The organism is Pseudomonas sp. JZ114 (assembly GCF_051027705.1).
Taxonomy (GTDB): Bacteria; Pseudomonadota; Gammaproteobacteria; order Pseudomonadales; family Pseudomonadaceae; genus Chryseomonas; species Chryseomonas luteola.
On record NZ_CP069256.1, the window covers coordinates 141842 to 158107 of the forward strand.

General features: G+C 43.5%; 11 protein-coding genes. All 11 read right to left on the reverse strand.

Going from position 1 to position 16266, the window contains the following annotated elements:
• Window positions 1-178 precede the first annotated feature (178 nt).
• On the reverse strand, window positions 179-388 hold the full coding sequence (locus JQR90_RS00700; protein WP_010796478.1) for a cold-shock protein: 210 nt from the start codon (window positions 386-388) through the stop codon (window positions 179-181).
• A gap of 284 nt (window positions 389-672) precedes the next feature.
• On the reverse strand, window positions 673-1224 hold the full coding sequence (locus tag JQR90_RS00705) for a sugar ABC transporter ATPase (protein WP_434140282.1): 552 nt from the start codon (window positions 1222-1224) through the stop codon (window positions 673-675).
• A 273-nt stretch (window positions 1225-1497) separates the two neighbouring features.
• A complete protein-coding gene (locus tag JQR90_RS00710) occupies window positions 1498-2028 on the reverse strand; it encodes a Dps family protein (RefSeq protein ID WP_010796480.1) in 531 nt (176 codons plus the stop codon).
• 317 nt (window positions 2029-2345) lie between these two features.
• Complete coding sequence (cysC, locus tag JQR90_RS00715) at window positions 2346-2963, reverse strand: adenylyl-sulfate kinase (protein WP_286787360.1); 618 nt, start codon at window positions 2961-2963, stop codon at window positions 2346-2348.
• Between the two features lie 95 nt (window positions 2964-3058).
• A complete protein-coding gene (locus JQR90_RS00720) occupies window positions 3059-4006 on the reverse strand; it encodes an NAD-dependent epimerase/dehydratase family protein (protein ID WP_434140283.1) in 948 nt (315 codons plus the stop codon).
• Window positions 4003-6417, reverse strand: a complete 2415-nt coding sequence (locus JQR90_RS00725; RefSeq protein ID WP_312124233.1) for a rhamnan synthesis F family protein — start codon at window positions 6415-6417, stop codon at window positions 4003-4005. The genes JQR90_RS00720 and JQR90_RS00725 overlap by 4 nt, the downstream gene beginning before the upstream one ends.
• A 33-nt stretch (window positions 6418-6450) precedes the next feature.
• On the reverse strand, window positions 6451-10791 hold the full coding sequence (locus JQR90_RS00730; RefSeq protein WP_434140284.1) for a rhamnan synthesis F family protein: 4341 nt from the start codon (window positions 10789-10791) through the stop codon (window positions 6451-6453).
• A complete protein-coding gene (locus JQR90_RS00735) occupies window positions 10788-12200 on the reverse strand; it encodes an ABC transporter ATP-binding protein (RefSeq protein WP_286787267.1) in 1413 nt (470 codons plus the stop codon). Before JQR90_RS00735 ends, JQR90_RS00730 begins: the two co-directional genes overlap by 4 nt.
• On the reverse strand, window positions 12190-13029 hold the full coding sequence (locus JQR90_RS00740) for an ABC transporter permease (RefSeq protein WP_286787266.1): 840 nt from the start codon (window positions 13027-13029) through the stop codon (window positions 12190-12192). Before JQR90_RS00740 ends, JQR90_RS00735 begins: the two co-directional genes overlap by 11 nt.
• Before the next feature lie 204 nt (window positions 13030-13233).
• Window positions 13234-15243 carry a DNA helicase Rep gene (gene rep, locus JQR90_RS00745; RefSeq protein WP_074821216.1) on the reverse strand — a complete coding sequence of 670 codons (2010 nt, stop codon included), beginning with the start codon at window positions 15241-15243 and terminating at the stop codon, window positions 13234-13236.
• A gap of 202 nt (window positions 15244-15445) precedes the next feature.
• Window positions 15446-16156, reverse strand: a complete 711-nt coding sequence (locus tag JQR90_RS00750; protein WP_434140285.1) for a hypothetical protein — start codon at window positions 16154-16156, stop codon at window positions 15446-15448.
• Window positions 16157-16266: the final 110 nt, after the last annotated feature.

Consider the following 16266-nt stretch of genomic DNA (forward strand, 5'->3'; position numbering starts at 1 on the left):
CCATTAGGTTGGATGATGTTGGCGTCAAGACAGGGCTTGATCGAACAGGCACCACTCTGAAAGAGCAGCAGTACAGGACGAAGGGCTTGCCATTGAGGCGATAGCGGCGAACAGCCGACTTTAAAAAACGCAGGCAATAAAAAAGCCCCGCTAGGCGGGGCTTTTTGGATCAGGCGTCTTAGACGACTTGAACCTGATCAGCCTGCATGCCTTTCTGGCCCTTGACGGCCACGAAAGAAACGCGCTGACCTTCGCTCAGGCTCTTGAAGCCGGCGCTTTCGATCGAACGGTAATGAACGAACAGGTCAGGACCGCTCTCAGGCGTGATGAAGCCGAAACCTTTCTCATCGTTGAACCACTTGACGGTACCCGTTTGGCGAGTAGACATGATGTATCTCCAAGGTAAAAGTAAGACTGCGGCGCTGAACCGTTCAGGCCGAGACTGAGATGCGAAAGTAAAACGAGCCAAGGAGATGAAACGTGAAGCAGTACATCAAGCCAGGGTATCGAAGTGACAATTGCAGAGCAGTGACGTCACCATACGCGCTTTTGAGCCGTTGTATACCTTTATTTTCCGGCAAGCAGCGGCAGTAGGCACAATTCTCTTATTTATCAACGCTCTGCCTGTTTAATTATTTTTGTACTCCTCGCCTTCTTTTACCGGGCCCTCGTTCAGAGTTCAACCGTTACCTGTGTAATGCCATAGCCAAGCCGTTCTGCAAACTCTTCAAGAAAGGTGGGCTGAAAGACGGCTTTTGCCCAGCCGTTGAAAATAAAGCCCAGATTAGAAAAGCCACAGGGCTGCAGGAACAGGAACCCGTTGATGTCATCTTCGTGTCCACATTCGGGGCAGCGGAAATTGTCGGTATGGCCGGGCATCCAGTCTTCCAGGCTGTCGAACAGCGCCTCGCCGATCTCCCGGCGGCACTCAGGGCAACCCGCCTCTTCCTTGAATCCCTTGTCCGGCGTAAAGATGCAGCGGCGAGTGATGATTTCCAGTCCGTTGACAGGATGACCGAACGGCAGGCGTTCAGGGTATCTGACCACCCGTTCGGCGCCTGGAGCAATGCCATAGGCCATGCCCCACGAGCCGCGGCCGCAGGTCGTTACCTGTTCCTGCACGATGCCCCTGCGTATCAGCCAGCGCAGCGCGCTCAATGCCTTGGCTTCATGGCCTGGCAGGGTGGAAATGGATGGAACGAGGATGAGCTGGTTATCGTACATACGTGCAATCTGTATAAGGGCTGGAAAGACGCGAACTGAACAGCCGACATTCACGTCCGTGTCTGAAAACAACAAACCGTTATTTTCGCTCAGGTCGACCCGTTGTGCAGGAGATGTTATGCAGGTGCCGAAGCAGCACGATTCATGACAGTTGCCACGCTGTATGTAAACAGCAGGCATAAAAAATCCGGAACCCCGCAGGATTCCGGATTGATCGAATTCGGCAGTGTTCAGGCATCTCTACAAAAGAGAGCCAAAGCCTGCCAATAATGCTTACTTACCGACAGTCTTGCCCAGGAACCAGGCGCGCTCTTCAGCTTGGTCGATCCACTCTTCCAGCAGGCTGGTGGTCGCCACGTCGTTACCATCGCTGGTCAGGGTGTGGGTGGTGCGCATGAACGCAGCCAGCGCCTGGTTATCGGCATGCAGCTCTTCCAGCATCTGCTCAGCGGTCAGGTCTTCAGCTTCGCTGCTGGCCAGACGCTTTTGCTGCACCATCTGCTCCAGAGAGCGAATGGTAGGCTGACCGATCTTGCGTGCACGCTCGGCCATGGGGTCAGTCATGGCGAACAACTGGGTTGCCTGCTCTTCCAGCAACAGGTGATAGTCGCGAAAGTGGGTGCCGTGCATGTGCCAGTGGTAATTCTTGGTCTTGATGTACAGGGCGAAGACATCCGACAGCAGGACACTTAGCGCCTTACCAATTTCACCCTGTTGAGTCAGGGTAGCGTCCTGACCAGTGGACGCGCGGGCATTAATGGTTTCAACGGATTTCAGTTCTTGCTTGGCATTTGCAGTAGCCATATCTAGACCTCTCTGTTGAGAACGATACAAAGGCCATCATTAAGGCCGTACATAGCTTGTATATATGTGAACTCTAAAGGCTAGGATAGTTCATTATAGTTATAATTTTTTAGCTCAATTTCTTGGCTAAAGGCTGCGGTTGCTTTAGCGCTATTCTTTGTAAATTATTTTTTACTTCTGAAGTCAGTGGTTCGTGCTTCTCTAATTACGCTTAAATTATTTATTATAAAGAGAGGAGCTTTAGCTTAGTTGGTAGGTAGATGCTATATACTTCTCCATGCTTTAGAAAACTTGCAGATAATTTAAATTTATTAAAGCTAGAGATGAGCAGGCCAAAAATCTTTAGATATTAAGTTGATATGTTCGATTAGTAAATTAACGCATTGATCAATAGTCAGTATCTCGGTGTTAAGCAACAGGTCAGGCGCTATAGGTGGTTCATAAGGTGAGCCGATGCCTGTAAAATCTTTGATAAGCCCCATTCTAGCTTTTTTATAAAGACCTTTGCAGTCTCTTTTTTCGCACGTATCTAAACTAGTATTTACATATACCTCATAAAAGCGTGATTTCCCAATAATTTCTCTTGCTAGTAATCTGTCTTTAGCTAAAGGTGAAATAAAGGCACTTATAGTTATTAGGCCTGCATTGTTCATTAAGTTGGATACTTCTGCTACGCGTCTTATGTTCTCAGAGCGATCTTCTTCACTAAATCCTAGATCTTTACAAAGCCCATGCCTAAGGTTGTCTCCATCTAATACAAAGGCTAGTTTATTTATATTCAACAAGGCTTTTTCTAAAGCAAAGGCGATAGTAGATTTTCCTGATCCGCTAAGGCCTGTGAGCCAAATGGTGACAGGCTCTTGACGTAGAATGTTAGACCTAATGCGAGGTAGGACTAAACTGTTTTGCCAGACAATATTTTTATCTTTTATCATAAAACCAAAATTTAAAATAAAGTTGTATAAATGGGTTTCTGTAAGCCTGCGTTGAACGCGGTGGTATAGTTGCAAACACTACCATGCTGTAACTTCTAATCTAATTTATTATTCTTGTGCAACTGGTTAGCCATCCATTCAGCAGTTCTAGCTATACCATCTTTCAGATGCACAGTAGGTGACCATCCTAACTCATGCTGGGCTAAGCTGTTTCCTAATACGCTAACCGGAACATCGAATGGCCTTCCAGGTAGGTAATTACAATGTATAGGTTTCCCTAATACATCCTCAATTGTGCTTACCAATTGATTTAAACTAGTTCCTCTACCGGAGCTAATATTAAAAACCGATTTAGATCCATCGTAGTGAACAATTTTTGCAAAGGCATCTGCTACGTCGCCAACATATAGATAATCACGCGTAACAGTACCGTCCCCCCAGATATCAATAGCTTTATTCCGCAGAGCTCTACTAAGGAAAACTCCTACCGCCCCTTGCGCTGTTTCTATCCTTTGCCTCTCTCCAAATGGATTTGTTACGCGTAAAATATGGGCTTTAATCCCATGCAAATGCTCATACATTAATAAATATTTTTCTATGGCTAGTTTTGTTATTCCATAAGACACTAGGGGTTCAGTAGGATGTCTTTCATCAATAGGAAGGTAGCTTGGAGGGCCGTATACTGTTCCTCCTGAAGATATAAATACGATTCGTCGTACGCCCTGAGCATCCATGGCATTTAACATTTGTAAGGTAGCGACTAAATTAGTCTGCACATCATAAAGAGGATCGTCATTTGAACTTTTAGGCAAAGTAGTTGAGACAAGGTGTAATACGACATCCGCGCCTGAAACCGCTTGGCTTACGTCATGAGTGCTCATGAGGTCGCCTGTTACCCATTCAACATGTTCAGTTGGTCTGAACTTTCGATAAGGTTCTATGCGAGGCCTTTCAAAAATCCTTAGCTCATGGTTATCCATAAGCAAGCGATCAGCGATAGCTGAACCAATAAAACCACCGCCGCCAAAAATCACAATCTTCATCTTGATACACCTGAAATATAAGTCACTGCACTATAACTGTTTGACTTTTCTAAGACCAACGGAAATATTCTTTCCAGTGCATGAAGCAACGAGCCATCATAGGGCAGCGGTTCTTTAGGATAGTCCTGCCAGCTGAGATTCAAATCCCATAGTGGCTTTAGGGCCGCTACTCTAGCCCAAAACATTGTACCAACGGGAAAATTGAAGTGCTCTGGTAGCTCCTTCAGTTTCAGTCGTGCCTTTAACTTTTCAGCGAATAGCTTATTGGCCCCCCAGCCGATAACATTAGGATCATCAGGAAAAACTAAACCTAAACTTGAATCATTTGCAAAATGACTAATTATGATATCAATCATTTTATTATAGTTATTACCTAATAAATTATCTTGCAAGAACTCATACCAAGTTTTTCCTATCTCTTTATCTGCAATATCGGCACTTGCTTTAGTATGCATGTGTCCTATTAAGTCATAGGAACAGATGTCATTTCTGAATGTGGTCAGGAACGGTCCTATGTCTCTACCAATGTTAGGTACAACTTCAATTTTATTGACACGCCCTTGGTAGTTGGATAGATATTTTTCAATGAGATCTAGAGACGCGCTATCTTTTACACTTATAAAGAGATCAGGATGGAAGCTGTTCTTGTTAATTCTATTTAAAAGCTCGGGAAATAATGCTGGGTAATAAGCGTGTATATGTAAGGCTACTTTGCCTTGGAATTTATTCGATAATGAAATTGTTCGGCTTTTTGGTGTAATTACTTTTTGGAGCCAAGGACCTTTAGGGCATCCTGCTCTCAAATAATCTGCATAGGGGTCACCGCCCCTTATACTTGTGCCGTGTCGTTCAGTGTATACATCTGGATGAAAACCTGGAAAAGGCTTACGCTTACCAATACCGCTAGCCCATGACCTAATGTAAACTCGTAATGAACTATCAAGGTCGTTTGTACGGGGATAGCAGAATTCGATATTAAGGTCTCCGTATTCTCTAACAGTTTCTAAATCAGCTTTCTCCTGTATGTTTTTCATGGCTACATTTCTAGCTAGCTGGTCTAGCTCTTTAATGTATTTTTCCATGTTAAAGTATTTTGTAGCAGTGCTCTTTGAAACTTGTGAAGTGTGCTTATAGTGGTCTTCAGAAAAAATAAGATTAATAGCCTTTTCAGCCATGTCTTTTGTATCAAGGTAGCTAGCTACACAGCTGTTGGAAATAGTTGCTTGTTCTAAGAACTCAGATATACCAGTCGTTTTTTCAAAGCAGACTATAGGTAAACCTGCTGTTAAGGCGTCAATAGCTACGTTTGGTAGAGGATCTAAGCGGGATGTTAATAAAAGAATTTTTGCTAAGCTATATATGCTTTCTATTTCTTCTGTTTCTCTTAAAAAGGTTACTGTGCTTTCTAAGTTTGATCTTTGAATTTGATCTTTTAGGTAAACAGAATAGTTGGCGTCATGTATTGGATCATATCCCTTACCGATCCAAACAAAATGAAAATTAGAGTTTGGACGTTTGCTTACCATATGGGCCGCACAATCAATAAATAAATCCACCCCTTTGCGAAGTTGTACTGAGCCTGCACCAAGGATCAGTATTTTTTCTTCCCTGATAATTTTTCCAAGCACTTTGTCTTTGATTAATTCTAATTCATAAGTGTCTCTTTTATGGATTGAGTTTTTCTGAACAAGGGTACATTTTCCCTGAGGGATAATAGGAGAGTTTTCAATTTTTAATTCAGGGTGGTCCTTAATTGCACTTTGTAGAGTTAGTTTCGTTGAGAATACGGTTGAGTTAGACCAAAATATTGCATCCTTAAAAGCTCCTAGAGGTCTAGTATATGCAGAGAACTCATGTAGTAAGCTTATCGTAGGGATTAATCTGTTCGCTAATGAAGGAAGTACAAAGCGGGACTCTATACTGTTTACAAATGCATATTTTATTTCTAATTTATCTAGATTTTTCTCAAAAAAACCATTGAGCGCCCACGGGTTCCTACGTAAGTCTATTGGGCCAATTAGTATGTTGCTAAGTTTTGAGAAAGATTCTTTTAAAGGGCCGTCGCCTAAAATTATAGTTATTATATTATAAGTATTAGCAAAGCCTTTTACCAAGTTAAGACTTAGAACTGGCGCGCCAGTGAGCGAGGCTTCATGACTTACTATTAGAATAGTTTCTCGCTCAGGTGATAAATTTTCAAAACTACCGGACCAAATAAGCTTTTCAGGCTTGGCTAGACGGCCCTCCCTTAAACCATACCGAAGATAGTGTTCGGCAGGGTCAATGCCTGCATTTCTTACGTCTGGATACTGCTCTAAATAAAATAATCTATCAAAATTTTTTGCTTTTCCTGCTATATGTAGAAGGGTTGTAGCAACAATTCTTTTTAATATGCTCACTATTAATAACATTAGCCTATCCCTGTACTATCTGGCTAAGACATATTAGCGAGATACATCTTTTACATAAGTAAGTAAGACTTCAAAGCCGGCCTCTTTGCATACAAGAGGAAAGAGACGCTCTAGCGCGTGCAGCATGCTACCGTCATAAGGTAGTGGCTCTGCTGGGTAAAGGTCCCAGCTTTTGAATTCATTAAACATAATTTTTAAAGCTTGAGAGCGAGCCCAAAACATAGTTCCAACAGGAAAGCTAAAGCTTTTAGGGAGTTCGTTGAGATGCAAACGGTGGGCTAGGTTTTCTGCATAGAATTTATTTAGGCCCCAAGATACGACATGTGGATCATCAGGAAATACTATGCCTATATTCTTCCTAGATCTCATAGTGGCTAATATTGTATCAGCCGCTGTTAAGTCGTCACTGCCTATTAAATTGTCGAGTAGGAAGCGATACCATGTCTGCCCCATTGTTTGGTCTGCGACATCAGCAGTTTTTTTAGTATGCAAATGTCCTACAAACTCATAATTTAGTAGTTTTTCACCGAAGGCTGTTAAGAAAGGGCCAATATCCCTGCCGCAGTTTTTTACAGCTTGAATAACTACAACCTTTCCTTGGTAAGACTCTAGTAGAGCAGAAATATGATTTACTGCAGAATTATCTTTAGTGCTAATGAAAAGGTCGGGTAATAACTGGTTTTTCTCAAGTCGAGATAATATTTCTGATAAAAGCTCCGGATAATATGCATGAATATGCAAAGCCACTTCACTATTTTGAGGGAGCTCTGATTTATTGTTTGAAAGCGAAAGGGTAGGGCTCAGCCAAGGCCCTTTAGGTTGACCATCGCGTAAAAATTCTGCAAAAGGATCCGCTCGTAACTCAGAACCTCCTTTATGCTCTAAGTAAATTTCGGGGTTGAAACCAGGAAAGGGTTTTCTTTTATTTATACCGGTAGCCCACGAACGGACATACTTTCGTAATATTTCAGCGTGAGTTTTGTCTTTTTCATCAGGTGCAGTAAGGAAGCCAAAGTCAGTTAAATTAGATTTAGCAATTTCTTCAAGATCCAGCTGTTCTTGATTTGATAGATTAATAACATGGTGAGCAATATTTTTAATTTCTTTAATATACTTCTTCATATTGAAATATTCTAAAGATTTATTTTTCGACGCATCACTAACGGTATTATATAGTTCCTTGTTGTTAACTAGCTTCAAAATTTTACTAGCCATGTCTGATGTATCTAAATATTTTGCCACACATGAATCTTCTAATTTAGCAGATTTTAAAAAGTCTACTATTCCTGTTGTCTTATCGAAGCAGACAACAGGCAGACCATGTGCCATTGCGTCAATAGCTACATTAGGTAAAGGATCTAAACGCGAAGACAGTAAAAGTAAATCTGCTTGCTCATATACAGCATCTATAGCAGAGGTCTCTTCAATAAACGTCAGGTTTTTTTCCAAGCCTGCACGGTGAATTTGATCAGCTAAATATACTGAATAAGAGGCGTCATTTTCTGAGTCGAAGCCTTTACCAACCCAGACAAATCTACATTTGCTTCCAACGGCCGATTGCGCAATTTTTGAAGCACAATCTATAAAAAGGTCAACGCCTTTACGAAGCTGCACATAACCTGCGCCTAATATTATGAAAGAATCTGTATTGCCATTATTATTAGGTCGCATAGCATGTCGAATGCGCTTGATCTCGTCTTCAACTAGTTTCTCATCAACTTCATCATTTGGTACCAGGCTACGCCCTTGCGGAAGCACATGAAAATTACGATTCCTCATCTCAGGATATTCTTTCTGTGCACTTTCTAATGTAAGGGATGTGGAGAAAATCGCTTCTCCTGACCAAAATAGCGCTTCATAGAAAGCATGTCTAGGTCTGGTATATGAAGCGAATTCATGGATTAGACTTAAAGTAGGTACGAAATTCTTAGCTAAGCTAGAAAGAACAACACGAGATTCAATGCTATTGATTATTGCAAAATCAAATTTACACATACTTACTAGCTGATTCATCATGAGCTCAGCAAGTATAGGATGCCCTCTTAACTCCAAAGGTCCTATACAAATAGCACCAGCTTTGTAAAATTCATTTACTAGAGGACCTGGCCCAAGTAATAAGGCTACTACATTATTTTCCTTAATCAACTCCTGGACGATGTTTAGACTTAATACAGGCGCGCCTGTTCTTGATGCTTCATGACTAACGACAAGAATTGTTTTCTTATTTTGAGAGAGTTTTTCAAGGTTTCCCTTATAAATCAGATCGGGCATTCGGCCTAAGCGTTTTTCACTTCGGCCATGGTTTATATAATGCTGATACGGATCTATCCCAGCGTTCTTTAAATCAGGATATAAGGCAAGATAGAACTCAGGATCAAGTTCGTTATCATGTAAGTAGTGTTGTCTATGAAGTTCACTTTCTACATTATTCAGTTGTGCTGATTCTACACCGTGAATTTCAATGCTTTCGTTGTTAGATGTTTTTTCCATTAATGGATTTAGATTTATATTATTTAAGACATCATGTTCTTCGATTGAATTATCATTTTTTTGCGCTTCTTTAACCGAGTGATCTCCATGCTCTATCGTTCGGACCATGCCTCCGCCATATTCTGTATTTTTGTTAGGCTTCCTCCTTTCTAATGCTCCGTATAAAATAAAGTGGTCCTCTGCGGAGATTTTAGAGGCCGCTACGTCCTTGTATTGACTTAAGTAAAAACTCTTATCGAAATCATAAAATTTCGTAAGTAAATGATTTAAAGGGTGAGCTTTAGATTTAACTTTGCTTAGGTTTTTTATAGATGTTGAAAAGCGCCAAACCTTAGACTTTAATATTGCCTCTAAAGTGCTGGAGGAAAATTTTGAATATTTTTCAAGATAATTTATATGCTCTGAGAGTTTAAGCTCTGATCTGGTCTTCTGCTCTATTAAAGAGAGATATGATTTTTCTTTTTCTTTCTCAGCTTCGATCTCTGAAAGGAAAGAAGCTATTTCTTTATCTTTTTTTGCAAGTAAATTATTTAAAGCTTCAATTTCTTGTGACATTTCTTCGGTTTTTCTAATTTGTAGCGAGGTGTATAATTTTTCCTTTTCTTTTCCGCTATTAATTTCTGAGAGAAGAGAGGATATTTCTTTTTCTTTTTCAGTAAGTGAATTTTTTAATGCTTCAATTTCTTGGGACATGGCTTTTATTCTACTGCTTTGTAGCGCTAGATTATTATTTTGCTCTGTAATAATTTCTTGTGTTTTTTTCAGTTGATCAATAGTGCTTTCTATAAGGCTGCTTTGGTTGATGATTTCCTTTGCACGATCATCTATTAAATTTTCTAACTCTATATTTCTATCAGCAGCGCTTGCGAGTTTTTGTTCTAAAGAAATTATATGGTCATTTAGCTCTTCAATATTTTTATTAGCTAACTGTAGTTTCGTTTCCAGGCTTAGATAGTTTTCTGTTATGTGCTTAATAGAGCTATCTCTGCTTACTATTTGCTCATTTGCGGAAATTAGACTACTCTCCCTTTTGGCTATAAGTTTAAGGGCTGGCTCGATTTCATTTAAATTTTGAAGAAGCTCATTAATAGAGTTGATATATTGGGGAGAGCTTATATCGATATGATCTAATGCCGCTGTGTGTAAAAAATTATAAGTTCTCTTCACGAGTTCTGGGACATCCTGGGCGGTCTCTAGGTCGTCTTGAGTATGCGCCGTATGCCTTAAGGAATTATCTATAAAGCTTTTTTCAAATTCTTGAAGCTCATCATTCGATACTTTTAAATCTAAGGCTTCTGCTATACGGGTAAGCTGATCTCTAGGCGCACTGAGAACTTGGTCATAACTAACAATGACATGGTTTTCATTCTTTACTATGTTTAATGCGGGCAGTACATGCTCTAGCCACAAATAGTAAGATTTGGAGCTTTCAAACCCATTTCTCTTTTCGAGGGAGGCCGCGACACTGAGGGGGTTTCTTAAAGAGATTACGTATCTTATATCTATTTCTAATGTCTCAAAAACCTTTTTCCAAAAAGGGAGTAGTCTGGAAATTCGAGGATCCTTAACTCCCCATAAAGAAGTGTTTTCAATTTTTTTCTTTAAGATACCAACAGCACGGCTAAGATGCTCTTGGATAATAGGCTCGCTCATAAAAGCTGATGAAGTAAGTCCTAATCTATCGTAGGCTGAGCCAATATCTCTTAATAGAAGCTCGTTTAGCTGGATAACGTCTTCGTCCTCCCAAAAGCCTTTAGGATTATCAAAGCCAGCCGGATGCAACTTGTCTCCTAAAGATACTCCTAGCGCTTGAAGGCTGCGGGTTATAGTGCTGGTCCCACTTCTATGCATGCCTAATACAACAATAATTTTTTTGCTATTCATATGTTATCAACGCCAGAAATTTCAAAGTTAGGTTCACAGCTAAAATCAACAAGGCTGGTTGCCAGTAAATTTTCTTCTGGCTGAACCCTGAAGGTCGCTACATCCAACAATCTATGAAGATATGTTTCTGCGCCGTCTCTTGTTCCCTGTACTCCTGCATTTAAGAAATACAGGCCTGGGTTTAGGGCGCAGGTAAATTTGAATTGCACTATTATCTTTTGCCCAGCGGCGACATAGGGTATTCCTTCGCTAGTTTTACTAGCGGAAATTGCTCCGCCTAACTCAATCCCACTAAGGCTTTTTATAAGCATGCCGAAACGTACTAAAAAAGCTGGTTCACTAAAGGACACGGTATATTTGTAAAAATAGTTTTTCCCGCGAATTATGTTATTAACTTTTTTGCCGTCTAAAGTTTCGATTCTTGGTGCCTCAATACAAGCGCCTTTTTCTTCATAAGCTATTGTACTTGAAGGTACAAGCGACGCATCAAAAGTTTCATTTTGATGGAACTCATCTAATTTTAATTTTTCGGTTTTTTTGTTTTGACTATTCTTATTTTTAGATGAATCAATAGATCCATTTAATATACTGTTTCTTATTTCTTCGCGGTTCTGTGGTGATGCATATAGCAACTTTTGATATTTGCCTACTACTTCTTTAGGGGCAGCGTCAATTAGTAGCTGGCCAGAGTCTATAAGTATAGCTCTATCACATAATTCAATTACTGTACCACCTGAGTGGGATACAAATAGTATGGTTGCACCGTTTTTCTTTATCTGCTCTATACGAGAGAAGCATTTTCTCTGAAATAATTCATCTCCTACCGAGAGCGCTTCATCAATAACTAGTATCTCCGGATCAGCATTTATAGCTACTGCGAAAGCTAAGCGCACACTCATGCCGCTTGAGTAAGATTTCACCGGTTGCTCAATAAAATCTCCAATATCTGCGAAATGGACAATAGCTTCGAATCGCTGGTCAATTTCCTCTTTACTTAACCCAAGAACTGCTCCATTTAAATAAATATTTTCTCGACCTGTAAATTCTGGGTTAAAGCCGGAGCCTAGCTCAAGCAGTGCAGCTACTCTTCCATTTGTTTCTACTCTTCCGGACGTGGGTGTCAATGTCCCACAAATAATTTGTAGAAGGGTAGACTTACCGGATCCATTCTTTCCAATAATTCCAATCGTCTCTCCTCTATATATTTTAAAGCTTATATCGCGTAGAGCCCAAAATTCCTTATAGAGCTTTAGGTTTTTATTAAATATCGGAGCGAAAATTAACTGTTGGAGCCTGTGTCGCGGAAGGTCATAAATATGGAAGCATTTGCTCAGCGCTGTGACGTCAATAGCTAAACTGTCTTTTAATGACACTGTGTAAGGCTTAGTCTGATTTAATTCAGAGGACATCTGAAAATCCTTTACGTGTTATTTGAAACCAAGCATAACCAAACCAAGCTACAGCTAAAGCAGAAATAAAATATACTAATAATCCTAGAAAGTCAGGCAAAATTCCTTCGACTAAGACCAGTCTGGCCTGCTCTATTATGAAGGTTAACGGGTTTGCCAAAATAAATGGCTGAAATTCTTTTGGTAATGCACTGATAGGGAAAAATACAGGAGATAGAAACAGCATTATGGTTGTTACTATCCCAATAGTTTGTGCTACATCTCTAAGGTAAGTTCCTATGGATGCTAGAAACAGGGCCAAGCCTATCGTCAAGATCATTAAAGGAATAAAAATAATAGGTATAAGAAAAGCTGTTATTGGCGGAAGGCCTATAAAAATTGTCTGAGCGACTAATAGGACTACAGTGCTTATAATTGCATGGAAAAATGCTGTTCCCATGGATATGAAAGGCAGTATTTCAAGAGGAAATATTACTTTTTTTACATAATTTGAGTTGCTTATTATTAGGCTAGGGGCTTTGTTTAGAACCTCTGCAAAGATGCCGTGAATGATCAGTCCTACAAAAAGCATAATTGCAAATATTGCTTGGTTACTCTCGCTCTGTACGTTGCTAGTGCTCCATTTGGCTTTAAAGACAACTGAGAAAACAAATGTATATACACTCAACATGAGAATAGGATTCAAGAACGACCATGCTAGGCCTAATGCAGAGCCTCTATAGCGTCCGATCACTTCCCGCTTCGTCATTTGTAAAATTAATTGTTTGTTGCTCCATAAACTAGAAATAATTGATTGAGGCGAGACAGGCTGTCTTGTGTGCGGGTTCATTGCTCTTAACCTTGCGTTGTTTTGCTAATTTTTAGTTTATTTTTATACCTTAATTTAAAATTAGGTAAAATTTTATTAAAAGTAATCCGCAAAAAAGTTTCTCTAAAAGCCATATAAATATGTTCAAAAGTTTCTGTTTTTTACAAGGCTTAGATATAGTTTCACATTACCTGACTGATTGGCAGATGTAGATACTACTATGCTTTATCGCTTGAGCATCGCCCTCATCGCAGCCAGTGCGTCATTGCCCCGCGCCGCTTTGACTTCTACCGGAGCATCTTCCTGTCCTTCCCACTCTAGGTCTTCAGGTGGTAGTTCATCAAGGAAACGGCTCGGGGTGCAATCAATCACCTCGCCGTACTGCTTGCGCTTGGCGGCAAAGGTGAAGGCCAGCGTCTGGCGAGCGCGGGTAATACCTACATAGGCCAGACGGCGCTCTTCCTCCACGCTGTCCGTCTCGATGCTGGAGCGGTGCGGAAGGATTTCCTCTTCCATGCCCATGATGAACACGTAGGGAAACTCCAGACCCTTGGAGGCGTGCAGCGTCATCATCTGCACACCATCGGCGCCTTCCTCTTCTTCCTGCTGGCGTTCAAGCATGTCCCGCAGGACCAGCTTGGCGATGGCCTCTTCGATGGTCATGTCGCCGTCTTCGTCCTTTTCGAGCGTGTTCTTCAGCGCGTCGATCAGGAACCAGACGTTGCCCATGCGGAATTCGGCCACCTTGTCGCTGGAGGCGTTCTGGCGAATCCAATTCTCGTAGTCGATGTCCATGACCATGCTGCGCAACGCCATGATCGGATCGTTCTGAGCGCACTGCTGGCGCACACCATCAATGAAGCGCTTGAAGCGGGCAAGGCGCTCGGTGTAGCGCGCATCCAAGTGCTCGGACAGCCCCATCTCGTCGGCTGCGGCATACATGGAGATCTGCCGCTGCGTGGCGTAGTTGCCAAGCTTTTCAAGCGTTGTCGAGCCGATCTCGCGGCGCGGTACGTTGATCACACGCAAAAAGGCGTTGTCATCATCCGGGTTTACCAACAGGCGGAAATAGGACATCAGGTCCTTTACCTCCTGACGAGAGAAGAAGCTCGTGCCGCCCGACAGCCGATACGGAATCTGATGGTGCTGGAGCTTGAGCTCCATCAGCTTGGCTTGGTGGTTGCCTCGGTAGAGGATGGCAAAGTCCGAATATGGTCGTTGCGTCTTCAGGTGCAGGGTAAGGATTTCCAGCGCGATGCGCTCGGCCTCGGCATCCTCGTTGCGGCAGCGGATCACGCGGATCGGATCGCCATGACCCATCTCGCTCCACAGCTGCTTTTCGAATACGTGCGGGTTGTTAGCGATCAGGATATTTGCGCACTTGAGAATACGGCTGGTGGAGCGATAGTTCTGCTCCAGCATCACGACCTTGAGCGAAGGAAAGTCATCCTTGAGCTGCATGAGGTTTTCCGGCCGTGCCCCACGCCACGCATAAATGGACTGGTCATCATCGCCCACCACAGTGAACTGCGCGCGATCCTGCACCAGGAGCTTGACCAGCAGGTACTGGCTCGCGTTGGTGTCCTGGTATTCGTCCACCAGCATGTAACGGATGCGGTTGCGCCACTTCTCCAGCACGTCGGGGTTGTCCTGGAAGAGCTTGACCGGCAGCAGGATCAGGTCGTCAAAGTCTACGGCGTTATAGGCCTTGAGCGTGCGCTGATAATGCAGGTACACCACGGCGGCCGTCTGCTCCTTGGGCGTACGGGCCTTAGCCAGCGCTTCCTCAGGCAGCACGAGGTCATTCTTCCAGTTGCCGATGTAGTTCTTGATCTCATCGGCGCCGTCGTCTCCGGAATACTCCTTCTGCATGATGTCCGTGAGCAGCGCCTTGATGTCGCCCTCATCGAAGATGGAAAAGCCCGGCTTGTACCCCAGCTTGGCGTATTCCTTGCGGATAATGTTCAGGCCCAGGTTGTGGAAGGTCGACACGGTCAGACCCTTGCCTTCCCCGCCACGCAACAGGCTGCTGACCCGCTCCTTCATCTCCCGCGCGGCTTTGTTGGTAAAAGTCACGGCACAAATGTACTGGGCGCGGATACCGCACTGCTGGATCAGGTAGGCGATCTTGCGGGTGATCACGCTGGTCTTGCCGGAACCGGCACCGGCCAGCACCAGGAGCGGCCCGCTGATGTAATTTACGGCTTCCTGTTGACGAGGATTCAATCGGGACATGGAGACATCGAGGGCTGGTGGAACAGGCGGCGCATTCTACCAGCGGTGATGGCACGATAGGGCACCGGTTGGCTGACGGTAGTCATATAGCGCCGCAGCCTGGATCGGAGCACCTGACCCGTAGGCAAGGCGATATCCATCAAGGGAGAGGCATCCGGCACGGCCGTACCAAACGCCTCCCTCCAATCACGCCTGCACTCTATCAAGGTGCGGGTGCTATGAACCTCAGTCTTTTCGGATATCCCACCAATTCTGGATTCAATACGGGACTGTCCAGAAACACCGCCATGCTTGTCCCCACTACCTGGGCGGATTTCACCAGCAGCTCTTGCCCATCCCCCAGGCGAACAATTGCGCCGGGCTTGAAGCCCTTGCGGTTCATGGTAGTAACGGGAATGGAAAAACCGGCTGCCTTTCGATACACGCCCTTGAGCCAGTCCTCGTTCGTAAGGTTATTGATACGCGTGCTGAACTCTTCCTGCGGCACGACCTTGGGCGGGACGGGATCGCCGCCATTGAGCCCAACCGTCAGCCGACGCGGATAACCTACGGTGCTGCCATCCAGCAGCGGACCCTCTACCCATACGGCCATGTTCTTGTCGCCGACCTGCACCTGCTTGACCAACACAACCGCGCCCGTTGCCAAGAGCACCTTTGCTCCAGGCTTGAACGCATTCTGGTTGGTCTGCGTGGCCGGGATCGAAAAGCCGGCGGCCTTGCGATAGACCCCGTTCTGCCAGTCCTCATTGGTGAAGTCATTGATGGAGCTGGTAACAGAAGTATTCACCTGACTGACGGCTACCGGCGTTGCGGTAGACGGCTCGGCAGCCAGCGCCGCATGGCTCCCCAAGGCTAAGGTCGTGAAGGCCAGCACGTTCAGTAAGGGGCGGGAAAGGAAAGTAGGTAGTCTCATATTGTTTTAGGGTATGAGTGACGGAGCCCCTTTGAGTACAAAAATGTGAAATAAATCGCTCTTGGCAAAAAAATAATGGCCGTTTGCCAACGATGGTTAAAACAGCGTGT

Excerpts from the sequence above, each read along its gene's own strand:
- JQR90_RS00700 (WP_010796478.1), bottom strand. The coding sequence starts at position 388 with ATGTCTACTCGCCAAACGGGTACCGTCAAGTGGTTCAACGATGAGAAA.
- JQR90_RS00705 (WP_434140282.1), bottom strand. The coding sequence starts at position 1,224 with ATGTACGATAACCAGCTCATCCTCGTTCCATCCATTTCCACCCTGCCA.
- JQR90_RS00710 (WP_010796480.1), bottom strand. The coding sequence starts at position 2,028 with ATGGCTACTGCAAATGCCAAGCAAGAACTGAAATCCGTTGAAACCATT.
- cysC (WP_286787360.1), bottom strand. The coding sequence starts at position 2,963 with ATGATAAAAGATAAAAATATTGTCTGGCAAAACAGTTTAGTCCTACCT.
- JQR90_RS00720 (WP_434140283.1), bottom strand. The coding sequence starts at position 4,006 with ATGAAGATTGTGATTTTTGGCGGCGGTGGTTTTATTGGTTCAGCTATC.
- JQR90_RS00725 (WP_312124233.1), bottom strand. The coding sequence starts at position 6,417 with ATGTTATTAATAGTGAGCATATTAAAAAGAATTGTTGCTACAACCCTT.
- JQR90_RS00730 (WP_434140284.1), bottom strand. The coding sequence starts at position 10,791 with ATGAATAGCAAAAAAATTATTGTTGTATTAGGCATGCATAGAAGTGGG.
- JQR90_RS00735 (WP_286787267.1), bottom strand. The coding sequence starts at position 12,200 with ATGTCCTCTGAATTAAATCAGACTAAGCCTTACACAGTGTCATTAAAA.
- JQR90_RS00740 (WP_286787266.1), bottom strand. The coding sequence starts at position 13,029 with ATGAACCCGCACACAAGACAGCCTGTCTCGCCTCAATCAATTATTTCT.
- rep (WP_074821216.1), bottom strand. The coding sequence starts at position 15,243 with ATGTCCCGATTGAATCCTCGTCAACAGGAAGCCGTAAATTACATCAGC.
- JQR90_RS00750 (WP_434140285.1), bottom strand. The coding sequence starts at position 16,156 with ATGAGACTACCTACTTTCCTTTCCCGCCCCTTACTGAACGTGCTGGCC.